At 45.1% G+C, this 13629-nt stretch carries 12 protein-coding genes; all 12 read left to right on the top strand.

What is annotated here, in order from left to right:
• The 12 genes from flhB (at position 1) to V7L97_RS00720 (ending at position 13495) form a co-directional block, all read left to right on the top strand.
• Positions 1 to 1071 carry a flagellar biosynthesis protein FlhB gene (gene flhB / locus V7L97_RS00775; protein WP_333652343.1) on the top strand — a complete coding sequence of 357 codons (1071 nt, stop codon included), beginning with the start codon at positions 1 to 3 and terminating at the stop codon, positions 1069 to 1071.
• Positions 1061 to 3106, top strand: a complete 2046-nt coding sequence (flhA, locus tag V7L97_RS00770) for a flagellar biosynthesis protein FlhA (RefSeq protein ID WP_333652341.1) — start codon at positions 1061 to 1063, stop codon at positions 3104 to 3106. Before flhB ends, flhA begins: the two co-directional genes overlap by 11 nt.
• Positions 3107 to 3121: 15 nt before the next feature.
• Entirely contained in the window at positions 3122 to 4168 is a 1047-nt protein-coding gene (locus V7L97_RS00765) for an AAA family ATPase (protein ID WP_333652339.1), read from the top strand.
• On the top strand, positions 4168 to 4986 hold the full coding sequence (locus V7L97_RS00760) for a MinD/ParA family protein (protein WP_333652336.1): 819 nt from the start codon (positions 4168 to 4170) through the stop codon (positions 4984 to 4986). Before V7L97_RS00765 ends, V7L97_RS00760 begins: the two co-directional genes overlap by 1 nt.
• 240 nt (positions 4987 to 5226) lie before the next feature.
• Positions 5227 to 5973 (top strand): sigma-70 family RNA polymerase sigma factor, encoded by a 747-nt coding sequence (locus V7L97_RS00755; RefSeq protein WP_333652333.1) that lies wholly within the window; start codon positions 5227 to 5229, stop codon positions 5971 to 5973.
• Between the two features lie 67 nt (positions 5974 to 6040).
• Positions 6041 to 7906, top strand: coding sequence for a HEAT repeat domain-containing protein (locus V7L97_RS00750; protein ID WP_333652330.1), 1866 nt, complete (start codon positions 6041 to 6043; stop codon positions 7904 to 7906).
• A gap of 8 nt (positions 7907 to 7914) precedes the next feature.
• Positions 7915 to 8733: a CheR family methyltransferase gene (locus tag V7L97_RS00745; protein ID WP_333652327.1), complete on the top strand. Its 819-nt coding sequence runs from the start codon at positions 7915 to 7917 to the stop codon at positions 8731 to 8733.
• Between the two features lie 108 nt (positions 8734 to 8841).
• A complete protein-coding gene (locus V7L97_RS00740) occupies positions 8842 to 9234 on the top strand; it encodes a response regulator (RefSeq protein WP_333652325.1) in 393 nt (130 codons plus the stop codon).
• Positions 9227 to 9631: a chemotaxis response regulator CheY gene (locus V7L97_RS00735; RefSeq protein WP_333652322.1), complete on the top strand. Its 405-nt coding sequence runs from the start codon at positions 9227 to 9229 to the stop codon at positions 9629 to 9631. The genes V7L97_RS00740 and V7L97_RS00735 overlap by 8 nt, the downstream gene beginning before the upstream one ends.
• 67 nt (positions 9632 to 9698) lie before the next feature.
• Positions 9699 to 11450 (top strand): chemotaxis protein CheA, encoded by a 1752-nt coding sequence (locus V7L97_RS00730; protein ID WP_333652320.1) that lies wholly within the window; start codon positions 9699 to 9701, stop codon positions 11448 to 11450.
• Positions 11451 to 11472: 22 nt separating this feature from the next.
• On the top strand, positions 11473 to 12648 hold the full coding sequence (locus V7L97_RS00725; RefSeq protein ID WP_333652318.1) for a protein phosphatase CheZ: 1176 nt from the start codon (positions 11473 to 11475) through the stop codon (positions 12646 to 12648).
• A gap of 82 nt (positions 12649 to 12730) precedes the next feature.
• Positions 12731 to 13495 carry a substrate-binding domain-containing protein gene (locus V7L97_RS00720; protein WP_333652316.1) on the top strand — a complete coding sequence of 255 codons (765 nt, stop codon included), beginning with the start codon at positions 12731 to 12733 and terminating at the stop codon, positions 13493 to 13495.
• The last annotated feature ends 134 nt before the right edge of the window (positions 13496 to 13629 follow it).

The raw sequence follows: 13629 nt of genomic DNA, 5'->3' as shown, positions 1-13629 counted from the left end.
ATGCCTGAAGAGTTTGAAGAGCGAACTGAACAAGCGACGCCCCGAAGGCGTCAAAAGGCACGGGAAAAGGGCGAAATACCGAGGAGCAGGGAGCTTACAGGAATTATTCCCCTGTGGGTGGTGTTTTTGTATCTCTCCTTCGGCGGCTTTATGTTCACCTCTCTGCTTACATATATGAAGACATCGTTGAAAAGGGGTTTTGAGATTTCTTTGAACGAGGTTTCATTTATGGATGTATTCAAGACAGACATGGTACATGTTGCATTGATAATGGCCCCCTTCCTGGGGCTTATACTTTTTGTTATCGTGATTGTGCACTTTTTACAGACAGGCTTTTTGCTCTCGCCTGCTCCTTTGAGTCCGGATATTAACAGGATCAATCCTATTCAGGGGATAAAGAAATTCTTCAGTCTTAATACAATTTTCGAAACCTTAAAGGGTGTCTTGAAGGTTATTGTCCTCGGCCTTATTATTTATTTCCTTATAAAAAAGGAACTGATAAATCTCCCTTTACTTGTAGATATGGACATACAGTCAATTATGGGCTTTTCATTCAACCAGATAAGAAAGCTTTTACTTATCTCGGCTGTTGTCCTGACTGTTTTTGCAGTTGCGGATTTTGCCTACCAGAGATGGCAGTTTGAACGCAACTTGAGGATGACCAAGCAGGAAGTGAAGGAAGAATACAAAGAGGTGGAGGGCGATCCCCGTGTTAAGGCCCGGATAAAGAGCCTTCAGAGGGAGATGGCACGGAAGAGGATGATGCAGGAGGTTCCAAAGGCCGACGTGGTAATAACAAACCCCACGCATTTTGCTGTAGCGTTGAAATATGACTCGTCAAAGATGGGTGCTCCGACAATCGTTGCAAAGGGGGCCAACCTCATTGCCGAGAAGATAAAGGAAGTTGCTGCAAAAAGCGGCGTGCCTGTTTTTGAGGACAAGCCCCTTGCAAGGACTTTATTTAAGCTGAACATTGGACAGGAGATTCCCGAAACACTGTACAGGGCAGTAGCAACGATACTTGCGAATGTGTATAAACTGAAAAACAAAAAGGCAGGCCATGCTCAATAGATTATTGAGACAGAGCGATCTTGTGCTGGCAGCTGGTATTGTCGTAATCCTCGGTTTGATGATAATACCCATGCCGCCAATATTGCTGGACATGGCGCTTTCTTTCAGCATCACCCTGTCGGTTGTGGTTCTTCTTGTTTCTGCGTACAGTTATAAGCCCCTTGACTTCTCGGTATTCCCGTCAATCCTTCTCATATCAACGCTGCTCAGGCTCTCCCTGAACATAGCTGCCACAAGGCTGATACTGATGAGGGGGGATATAGGCACAGAGGCAGCAGGAAAGGTTATAAAGTCATTTGGAGAATTTGTTGTCGGCGGCAACTATGTGGTCGGCTTTGTCATATTCTTTATCCTGATCATCATAAATTTCGTGGTCATAACAAAGGGTGCAGGAAGAATCGCCGAGGTCTCTGCAAGGTTTACCCTCGATGCAATGCCGGGCAAACAGATGAGCATCGATGCCGATCTGAATGCAGGTCTTATCGACGAGACAGAGGCAAGGAGGCGGAGGCAGGAGATAAGCAGGGAGGCTGATTTCTACGGAGCTATGGACGGCGCAAGCAAATTCGTCAGGGGCGATGCCATTGCAGCCATAATCATAATGGTCATTAACATAATAGGCGGTTTTCTCATCGGCGTTTTGCAAAAAGGAATGCCAATTGCCGATGCTGCAAAGACTTACACAATCCTCACAATCGGCGACGGACTTGTTGCCCAGATACCCGCCCTTATTACATCCACAGCAGCAGGCATTATCGTGAGCCGAGCCGCCACAGAAGCCAATTTAGGCGCAGAGGTAGTAAAACAGTTACTGATAAGTCCAAAGGCATTGGGAACGGCTGCAGGCATACTGGCGTTTTTCGGTCTTATTCCGGGATTGCCGCATGTCCCATTCCTGATGCTTGCCGCAATTACGGGGACAGGCGCATATTTCTTAAGCAAGGCGGCTAAAAGGGAAAAAGAGGCTGCACCGGCCCCTGCAGAAGAAGCTAAGCCTGTGGAGACCCTCGAGTCACTACTGCCACTTGATCCCCTCGCCCTCGAAATCGGTTACGGTCTTATCCCGCTTGTGGAAGAAGGAGGCCCGCTTTTGACGAGGATCAAGGCGATCAGGAAGCAGATGGTAACAGACATGGGGTTCATCGTCCCGCCTGTTCATATAAAGGATAATCTGTCTTTAAAGCCAACGCAGTATTCTCTTCTCATCAAAGGCGTTGAGGTTGCATCTGCAGAGGTAATGATCAATAAATATCTCGCTATATCACCTGGAACAGAGAAGGTCAGAATAGAGGGTATACCAGCCAAAGACCCTACATTCGGATTGCCTGCCCTATGGATAGATGAAAGGGATGTGGAAAGGGCGCAGCTTGCCGGCTACACTGTTGTGGACGTCCCTTCTGTTATTACGACCCATCTTACAGAGGTGATAAAGAACTATGCCCATGAACTCCTCGGCAAGCAGGATGTCCAGAAACTGCTGGATAATCTTTCAAAAACGCATCCGAAGGTTGTTGAAGACCTTATCCCCGGGCTTTTGAATCTGGGTGCTGTTCAGAAGGTGCTTCAGAACCTTCTCAGGGAAAGGGTCTGCATAAGAGACCTGCAGACTATCCTCGAGACATTGTCAGATTATGCGAATGTTACCAAAGATACGGATATCCTCACGGAGTATGTGAGGCAGGCATTGGCACGGGGCATAACAAGACAGTTGCAAAACCCAGATGGTTCCGTGTCCGTTATATTGATCGACCCGAGGGTTGAGCGATCGATCATCGAGGCGGTGCAAACAACGCCGCAGGGTTCGTATCTCGCCCTCGATCCAGCAACAACCGAGAAGGTCGTTGAAGGCATACGAAAGAGTTTTGAGGAAGGCATGCAGAAGGGATACCAGCCTGTGCTTTTATGTTCTCCGGCAATAAGGAGGTTCGCGAAAAAGCTGACAGAGCGGGTTTCCGGAAGCATCATGGTGGTATCCCACGGTGAAATTGCACCGGGCACAAAGGTTTATCCGATAGGAACGGTGAAAATAGATTAAAGGGGGGGCAGATAGATGAAAATCAAGAAATTCGTTGGTCGTAGTTTTAAAGAAGCCCTTGAGACGGTGAAGAAGGAGCTCGGGCCTGACGCAATAATACTTTCGAGCAAGTCTGTAAAGACAGGGCCTTTCGGGATCATCAACAAAAATGCCGTTGAAGTCACTGCTGCCATAGACGATTCTATGGGGGATATTGCAGTAAACATTAATCCTGCTGTAAAGGCGGGATTTTCAGATGTCGAGGAGATACTGAAAGAGATAAGGGGACTAAGGGATGAGATAGGCTTCTTAAAGGAAACACTGCGGCCAATAGTGCCTGCCCTCAGGATCGGAAAGGATAAAAAGGGATTGTTCAATCTCCTCGTGAAACAGGGCGTTGATACACAGTTCGCCATAATCCTGCTCGAAAGGGCGCAGGACTCTCTGGACAGTCTCAAGGGCGTTATAAAGAATGATTTAAAGATACAGGGTATGCTGCCTGCAGAGGAGAGCGGGCTTATATTCCTCGGCCCTCCTGGCGTCGGCAAAACCACGACCATGTCAAAGGTGGCCCATTTGCTTGTATCGAAAAAGAAACCGGTAAATCTCATCTCCCTCGATGACAACAGGATAGGCTCTATGGCATACATGAAGGAGCTTTCAAAACAGATCAAGTGCCCGTTGAGGGTTATAAGAAATGTGAGTGATCTGCCGAAGATCGTATACCGTGAGATGGGAAGAGGTCCCATCCTCATCGATACGCCTGGATATGAGTATAAAGAAATACTGGAGGATATAAGGGAGATATTTCCTTCAGGGTTCCCGATGAAGAAATGCTTTCTTATGGATGCCTCCATGGATACGCAGGCAGCGCTAAAGGCATGGCAGAGGTGCAATTCCGATATGATCGATTCCATAGGTTTTACAAAGCTGGATATGGCGACACAGTATGGAAGCCTCTATAACCTTTCACTCCTTACCAGCCGTCCATTATCCTTTGTTACTACAGGTCCGGATGTCCCTGATGACATAAAGATTCCTACTCCTGAATTTCTTGCAGGTCTGATTGTCGGAGGTGTTTAATGAACGTTAATAATATCAGCGGGCCGCGGATAATTGCTGTCTCAAGCGGAAAGGGCGGTGTTGGAAAGACAAATTTCGTCGCCAACCTTGCCCTGTTCTACGCAAGCCTCAATAAGAGGGTGCTCGTACTCGATGCCGATTTAGGACTGAGCAACATAGATGTGTTATTCGGCATAGCCCCCAAATACAATCTCAAGCACGTGCTTCTGGGAGAAAAGAGGATAAAGGACATTATCGTCACAGGGCCTCTCGGGATAATGATACTTCCGGCAAGCTCGGGCATCAGAGAACTTACAAAGCTGACAGGCAGGCATAGATTAAAGCTTGTTTCGGAGCTGGATGAGTTTGATATGGCATTTGATATATTCCTGATCGATACCGGTGCAGGCATATCGGACAATGTATTGTTTTTCTGCAGTGCTGCACAGGAAACGATAGTGGTCGTAACCCCGGAGCCAACATCCATAGCCGATGCATATGCCCTGATAAAGGTGCTTTCGAGGGATTTTCAGGAAAGGCATTTCAGGATCCTCGTCAATACAGCACGGTCAGAGAAGGAGGCATTCGATACCTTCAGGAAGCTGGCAATCGTTGCTGACAAGTTCCTTAACCTCTCGATAGATTATCTCGGATATCTGCCCTTTGACCAGCATGTGAAGGATGCGATAATTGCCCAGAAGGGTTTTATAGCAATGTATCCGAACAGCAACTTCACGAAAAGGCTGGCAGCCATAGGAAAGAAGGTGCTTGATAATCCACTCAATGAGGTAAAGGGGAATATACAGTTCTTCTTAAAAAAGGCACTGAGGGTTGGGTAAGGAACTTAATTGTAGCCTGAATTGAGCGATTTTATATGTCAGGCACTGCTCAAAGACTTTAAAAAGTGTTGATTTAAGTGTATATTAGAGATAATAAATGCATTATCCATCAAGTATCCAATGTAGTAGATGACGGATACAAGATAAATGTTAATACAAGTGCGGGGTTTAAAGTCTTTTCGCCGCACCTGACATATATTTTCTAAATCATAATTGCTCAATTTGGTTATAAATTAATCAATGGGAAAAATATCAAAAAAACATAAAGTATCCGAGAAACAAAAAGAAAAAATAGTCGAGCAGTTTTTGCCGAGGGTAAAATATTATGCAAGTAAATATGCCTTTTGCCTTCCTTCCGAATTAAGCATCGAAGATTTAGTATCGGCAGGAATAGTAGGGCTCTTAGAGGCAATAGAAAGATACGACCCTTCCATGAACGTAACGCTCAGCACCTTTGCAGACTTCAGAATAAGGGGCGCCATAATCGATGAGGTCCGCTCCATGCAGTGGGCATCAAAGGATGCACGGAAGAAGCTGGAAGAGGTTAGAAAAGCCTATTCCGAACTCGAAAAGAGCTTTAACCGGATTGCCACGGATGAAGAGGTTGCGGAAAGGCTGAACATAACCCTCGACGAGCTCTACAAGACCTTATCCATAGCCAATACCATGAACATGATAAGTCTGGAGGATTTAGGAGTAAGCAAGGACGGCGAATCGCTCGATATTCTCGAATGTATATCAAAAGAGGATGAGAGGGACATGCTGGATGAGTTGAATCTAAAGGAGTTAAGGTCTGCCCTCGGCAGCGCCATAGACGAACTTCCTGAGAAAGAGAGGCTTGTGATAACACTTTATTATTTTGAAGAACTCACAATGAAGGAAATAGGCAGGGTTCTGGATATCAGCGAGTCGAGGGTCTGTCAACTGCACGGTAAGGTCCTCATTAAACTGAAAAACAGGATGGAACAGTTTAAGAATGGGTGTTAGTTGAATTATATACCTAAAATCCTATAACCTATATAACCTGTAACCTGCATTGTTTTGGGGGTAATTAATGATCAAAAACATTAAAAAACTGATCCAGAAGCTCGGTGATAAAGACCCTTCTGTAAGAAGGAGGGCTGCAGAAGATTTATCAGGAGGGGACGAGAGGGCGATATATCCACTTATTAAGGCGCTGAGCGATGAGAATGCAGGGGTTCAGGACGCCTCAATGCGTTCCCTTATCGCTATAGGGGCCAGAGATGGTTATTCAGGCGAAGTCGTTGGCTACATGGTATTACCCCTCTTAAGGGAAAACTCCTATCTTAGAAATACCGCTTTAATCATCCTCACTGCACTTGACGGAGTGGCTGTGCCGCTCCTCTATCCACTCTTAAAGGATAAGGACGATGATATCAGGAAGTTTGCCATCGACCTTATGGGAGATATAAAGAAAGGCGTCGAGCCGTCAATGATTATGCCGCTCCTCAAAGACCCTAACGCAAATGTAAGGGCTGCTGCCGCAAAGAATCTTGGTTTGCTGGGATACAGGGATTCTATTCCGGAATTGATAAAGGCGCTTAAGGATGAAGAGTGGGTCTGTTTCTCTGCACTCTATGCCCTTGGAGAACTCAAGGCCGAGGAGGCTGTAAGAGATATAGCGTCCCTCCTCGCCAACTCGTCTAAAGCGGTTTGTTTTGCCGCCATCGAGGCATTGGGAAAACTCGGTTCTGACAAGGCTGTGGATGCGCTTATAGGATATTTGCCAAAGGCGTCTGTTGATGAAGGGAGTGCGGTTATAAAGAGCCTTATCCAGATAGGGATTACCCCTGAAATGGCCGACCTGTCGGGACATCTTATAAAAATGCTCAAGGACGGCGACTGGGAGGAAAAGGAGATAGCCCTGAAGGGCATTGTTTCCTTAAACTGCCGGGAGGCAGTGCCTGTGCTGGTGGATATTGCAGGTTCTTTAGACCCGTCGTTGCCTGAAAGCGAAGAGAGGATTGCATTATTGAGGGATGCTATCAGTTCTATGGACCCGGAGGATGAATTATTGAATGTGCTCGACTCGCCTGACATGAAATACAGGGGCAAGTCTTTTGCCATAGAAATACTGGGCATTACCAGAAGCAAAAAGGCTGTCTCAAAGCTAGTCGATTATCTCGATGACATGCGGAGGGACTTAAGAAGGGCGTCTGCCGAGGCCCTCGGTGAAATAGGAGAGCCTGGATCCACGGGACACCTCCTCGAAGTATCCCAGAAGGATGTGGATGCCCATGTCAGACGCTCTGCCATAAAGGCCCTCGGCAATATACGGGCAAAGGATGCATTTAAAGCATTGATGGATCTATTAGAGGTGGAGAAGTATTATGATGTTATCGAAGAGATCGTTGAATCACTTATAAAGATAGATGCGGATATCTTTTTGGCTGATATACCAAAGTACCGCGACAATGTCCGTGAGATAATAGCGAAGACTGTATCCGATGTGGATGTTCTTTCGAAACTTGCAGATGACCAGAATAAGAAAGTGAAGGTAGCTGCAATATACGGGCTTGGACGTGCTGCAACCGACGACGCCACTGCCATGCTCATCAGTTTTTTGAGAGACAGAGATTCTGATATAAGAAAAGCAGCGGTGGTAGCTCTCGGCGAGACGCACTATTGCCCTCCTGAGTTGTTCAATGCCCTGCAGGATGACGACCCGTGGGTGCGATTTTATACCATTAAGGCAATAGCCTTCTCATGCGATAAGGAAAAGGCCATAAGCATGATAGGCACAATGCTACACGATGAATTTATCCCTGTTGTCATGTCTGCCATCGATGCAATCGGTGAAATAGGCGGAAGGGAGGCATACGAGGCATTGGCTCAGCACGAGGAACATCCCAATCCTGACGTGAGAGACAAGATAAAGGAGACGTTAAAATCTCTATGAGCTTATTAATGACCGATGATGTTTTCAAACAACTCAGGGATTTTATATACGAGAGGAGCGGCATTTTCATCCCCGATAACAAGAAATATTTTCTCGAAAACAGGCTTGGAAGAAGGGTGCAGGAAAAGAATCTCAAGGGATACGAAGACTACCTCTATATCCTGAAATACGGTTCCGATAAAAACGAGCTCAATATAATGTTTAATCTGGTGACCACCAATGAGACATTCTTTTTCAGGGAGCCGCAGCAGTTCGATGTTTTTGCCGGGGAACTTTTTAACCGCATCATAGCCGAAAATACCAAAACCGGACGTAAGGACATAAAGATATGGTCCGCAGCATGTTCAACAGGAGAAGAGCCCTATACCATTGCAATGATACTCATGGAGAAATTAGGGGCGGGTGCCCTTAGAAAAGAGATATACGCCTCTGACATCAGCGAGTCTGCTTTAAGCTCTGCAAAGTCCGGCGTTTATGGGTCGTATGCAATCAGGAATGTTCCGGAAGTGTATTTAAAGAAGTATTTTAATAGGGTCAACCAGCAGTATTCCATATCGCATAGTGTAAAATCCCTGATCAGGTTCATGAAGGTCAATCTTATAGAGGACAGAGACGTAAAAGCAGTACGCGGTGTTGATATCATATTCTGCAGGAATGTCCTCATATATTTCGATGATAAGGCAAAACAGAGGGCGGTTGCCAACCTGTACGACGCATTGAGGCCGAACGGTTATCTGTTTGTGGGCACGTCAGAAAGCCTTCACAATGTGACGAGGGCTTTCAGACCTATTGTTATTAATAAGGTAATTGTCTATCAGAAAGTATAAATAGTAAATGGGTGAATGAGTAAATGTGTGAATGGGATAGTAGAATAAATATTTTTACTCATTAACTCATCCACTCATTTACCCATTTACTATTTATTGGAGGGCTTTATGAAGATATTGGTTGTTGATGATGACAAAACCACAAGGAAATTGTTAAGTTTGTACCTCAAAGGCAAGGGATACGAGGTAATAACCGCAGAAAACGGGCTGGATGCCATGGAAAAGGTAGGAACAGAGAATATCAACTTCATCCTTACCGATATGAACATGCCTTATATGGATGGAATAGAGCTGACAAAGAACTTGAAGTCGGACCCGTCATTAAGCAACATTCCCATTGTCATGGTTACTACAGAAGCTGACGAGGATGAGAAGAAAAGGGCATTTGAAGCCGGCGCCGACGACTATTTGGTCAAACCCACCAATGCGGATCAGATAAATGAAAGCATAAAAAAGATACTTAAAAAAATGTTTAGTACAGGAGGTGTGGGTAATGTTTAACTTTGGCATCAAGGTGCTTGTGGTGGACGACTTCCCGACGATGAGGAGGATAGTGAAAAACCTTCTCAAACAAATAGGGTTTGAGAATATAGATGAGGCTGAGGACGGTGTGCAAGCACTTAATAAACTGAAAAGCGGAAATTACGGATTAGTAGTATCTGATTGGAACATGCCCAATATGGAAGGCATAGACCTCCTGAGAAATATCAGGCAGGAGGCGGAGCCGCTGAAAAATATACCATTCCTCATGGTAACTGCCGAGGCCGAAAAGGGAAAGGTTATCGAGGCAATCAAGGCAGGAGTTGATAATTATATTGTGAAACCATTTACAGCCGAGGTATTGAAAGAGAAGCTTGAAAAGATAGCAGATAAGAAAACATCTTTAAAGGCAGGATAGCTGATAAATCCTAAACAGTTTTGGATTTAGGTATTAGAAATTCGGATTTTTAGTAAGGGGGTTAAACATGGCTGGCGAGATGGATGAGATTATAAGCGAATTTGTTACAGAGGCTGAAGAAACATTAGAAAAGATCGACCCCATGTTTGTGGAGCTGGAGACAAAGGGGTATGACAAGGACATTCTCAATGAAATATTCCGGGGAATGCATACCCTTAAGGGCGCTGCAGGATTCCTGGGCTTTCAGCAGATTGTGGATGTTGCCCACAGGGCAGAGAGCATCATGAAAAGGCTCCGTGACGGCGAAGTCGCCCTTTCACGGGAATTGATGGATGTAATCCTTAAGAGCGTGGATACCTTAAGGCTTCTTATATTTCATATAAAACTCAAGGATGGAATAGAGGAAGATACATCAGACCTTTTAAGAGGGCTGGATTCTGCTCTGGAAATGGCAGTTGCAGGAGGAGAAGCAAAAGCAGAGGTTAAGGAAAAGGAAAAGATAGAGGCAAAGGAAGAGATAGAAGAAAAAGCAGAGGAAAAGGTTGAAGTGAGAGCAGAGTTACCTAAACCTTTACCTTCACCTGCTGTTGAAGAGGTGCAGCAGATAACAAAAGAGCGGGAGGTTGTCTCTACGCTCAGGGTCGATGTGTCGAGGATAGATAAGGTAATGGACCTCGCAGGAGAGATCGTGCTTGCCAGAAACAGGCTCCTTAACCTTGCTGCCAAACTCGACCTCAGCTATTCTGGAGACCCTCATGTTGAAAGCCTTCTTGAGACAACGGGATTTCTCGACAGGGTTACATCGGATTTGCAGTTAGCTGTAATGAAGATGAGGATGCAGCCCATCCAGAAGGTCTTCGGCAAGTTTCCGAGGATGGTCAGAGATATCTCGAGGAATTTAGGAAAGGACATTGATTTAGAAATATTCGGCGAAGATACAGAGGTGGATAAGACAGTCATAGAAAATATCGGCGATCCCCTTGTGCATATCATAAGAAATTCCATAGACCACGGCATAGAATCCCCTGAAGAAAGGGAAGCCAAAGGAAAGCCGAAGAAGGGCAGGATAATTATCAGTGCCTATCAGAAGGGCACGATGATTGTTATAGAGGTATCCGATGACGGAAAGGGCATAGACATTGAGTCTGTCAAGAAAAAGGCGTTGTCAAAAGGTCTGATAACAGAGGAAGAGGCGCAGAGGATGTCTGATGATGCGGCAATAAACCTTATATTCCTGCCAGGATTTTCCACAAAGGAGGTTTCCACAGAACTGAGCGGCCGCGGCGTTGGAATGGATGTCGTAAAGACAAATGTGGCAAAGCTGAATGGATATGTTGAGGTAATCACTAAAAAGGATATCGGAAGCACGTTCAAAATAAGCCTGCCGTTAACCCTTGCAATCCTTCAGGCAATGATGGTGAGAATAGGCGGCGAGTATTATGCAATACCACAGTCCATGATAGAAGAGACACTCAGGGTTAAAAAGAGCGACATAAAGGATGTAACAGGCCAGAGGGTATTGACCATACGTGGTAAGGTTTTGCCCATGTTCGAAATGTCTGAGGTGCTTGGTGTAAGGAGGATGTCCGAAATAGACCATGATAACAGCTATGTACTTGTTGCAACAGTCGGCGACAGGAGATTCTGCATATCCGTAGATGAGTTGTTAGGACAGGAAGAGATTGTTATTAAGACCATCAACGGAATAGAGTCCGAGGAGTGCGGCATCCTGGGGGCAACAATTACGGGCGATGGAAAGGTTGTTTTAATCCTCGACCTCGCAGTAGTTTCAAGAGGAATATTTAAAACGAGCAAATAAATAATTTTATGGAGGGGAATATATGCAATATATAGGTTTTACACTGAACAACAACGAATACACAATACCAATATTAAAGGTTCAGGAGATTATAAACCTGCCGTCTTTGACAAAACTGCCGCAGGCGCCCGGTTATATAGAGGGTATTGCCAATCTCAGGGGAAGAATAATACCTGTTGTGGATCTTAAGAAACTTGCCTGTTTGAACGGCGGCACTGTTGGAGAAAAGGTAATCGTCGTTACAAGCGGTCGCATTACCTTTGGAGTTCTTGTTGACAGCATAACCGGCGTGATTACGATAGAGGAGTCGGAGATAGAGCCTCCCACGGATTTTAATGCCTCCGATATTGTATCGGGGGTTGCAAAGGTCGATGATAAACTTGTCGTGATGCTCGATACAAAAAAGCTCATCCCTGTTGAGGACATGAGCATCTTTGAAGAAGAGGTGTTTGAGGTAAAGGAGGCGGGCGATAAGGTTGAGGTTGTGAAGAAAATAGAGGGGATTGGTGGAGAGATGCTCGTCAAAGAAGTGATGGATGCAAAGGACTTTTTCGAGAAAAAGGGTATAAGCTCCAACGATCCCAGATACGCCCTCCTTGATGATATAGTCGGTTTTATGAATGCCATAGCAGCGCAGGATTACGAGAAGGCTGACGAGGCTATCCAGAAAATAATGAATAAAGGCCAGAGCGATCTTTTTAAAGAGGTTGGAAAGGTTACAAGAAAACTTCACGATACCATAAGGAGCTTCAAAGAGGCAATAGATCCGAGGCTTAAGGACATGGCAATAACGGATATGCCCAGCGCAATCGACAAGCTTCAGTTTGTTATAGAAAAGACCGAAGATGCAGCAAACAAGACAATGGGCATAATCGAGAAATATATACTCGGAATGGACGACCTTGCCACGCACATAAGAAACCTCAAAGAACCCGAGGAATCTGTGAGTTATTTAAAGGATTTCAAGAATAAACTTGAGGACGATCTGACAGAGATACTTACTGCCCAGTCCTTTCAGGATATTACAGGGCAGACAATAAAAAAAGTGATTAAACTTGTGGGTGACATCGAAGAAGAGCTTGTTAAGTTGATAGCTACCTTCGGTGTAAAGATAGAACACGGGGCAAAGGCAGAGGTAACCCCTGAAAAGGTCTCACAGGCAGATGTGGATGACCTTCTGAAGGAATTCGGATTTTAATTTTAACGTTCAAGCGGTTTGAACAGTTCAAGCCGTTAACTGTCCGCCTTTGGCGGCAATATCTTAATTTTTGGGGGAGAATATGAAAAGGTATGGATTGGTTTTGGCAGTAGTTGTTATTTTTCTTTTGTCATTAAGTATCAGCGCCTATGCACAGGAAGTCAAGGTGGGGACAGGCGCTGCAGCGGCGGAGAGTATTTTGAAGCCCGTAAAAGAACATTTTGAAAAGGCAACAGGAATAAAACTTCAGATTATTGCTTCAGGACCAAAGATTGCTCTGCAGGAGCTGGAAAAAGGTACTGTTGACGCCGCAGCAGCAGGCCTTGCCTTCGATGAGTGGATGGACCTCATGAAAAAAGAGAGGGCAGAGGTTAAAGACCCGGCATCACTGCAGCAGGTGACCATCGGAAAGGATAAGATTATCGTCCTTTTACATAAAGACAATCCTGTCTCAAAGCTTTCAAAAGAGCAGTTAAAGGGCATATTCACCGGGAAAATAACCAACTGGAAGGACGTGGGCGGAAAAGATATGCCTATTATAGTCGTATGGGGCAAGCTCATTCCCGGAGTGAACAGCTTATTCGTAAAGAATATGCTTGACGGTGAATCCCAGACAAAGGATGTCCTTGAGGCAACAACAGCAGAAGATGTGAGACAGAACGTTGCATCGAATCCAGAGGCAGTAGGAATAGGACCGGCAGCAGTAGTAGATGCTACGGTTAAATCCCCTGAGACACCTGAGGTTTCGAGACCTATAATCCTTGTTACAAAGGGCAAGCCGTCTCCCAATGTTCAGAAATTAATAGACTTTATTAAAGGCGAAGGTCAGAAATATATAAAACAGTAGAAATGAATAAAGATAAAACAAAAATTAGCAGAAATAAATTCTTCATGCTAAAGAGAAGACTGTCCTTCCTCTTAAGAGAGGAAGGACAGGATGGGGGGTTTTGAAGGAAGGGGGAGAACATTATGACTATAAAG

Source organism: Dissulfurispira sp., assembly GCF_036745535.1.
GTDB lineage: Bacteria > Nitrospirota > Thermodesulfovibrionia > Thermodesulfovibrionales > Dissulfurispiraceae > Dissulfurispira.
Note: the sequence above shows the minus strand (reverse complement) of the source record. Positions and strands in the feature narration are given on the sequence as shown.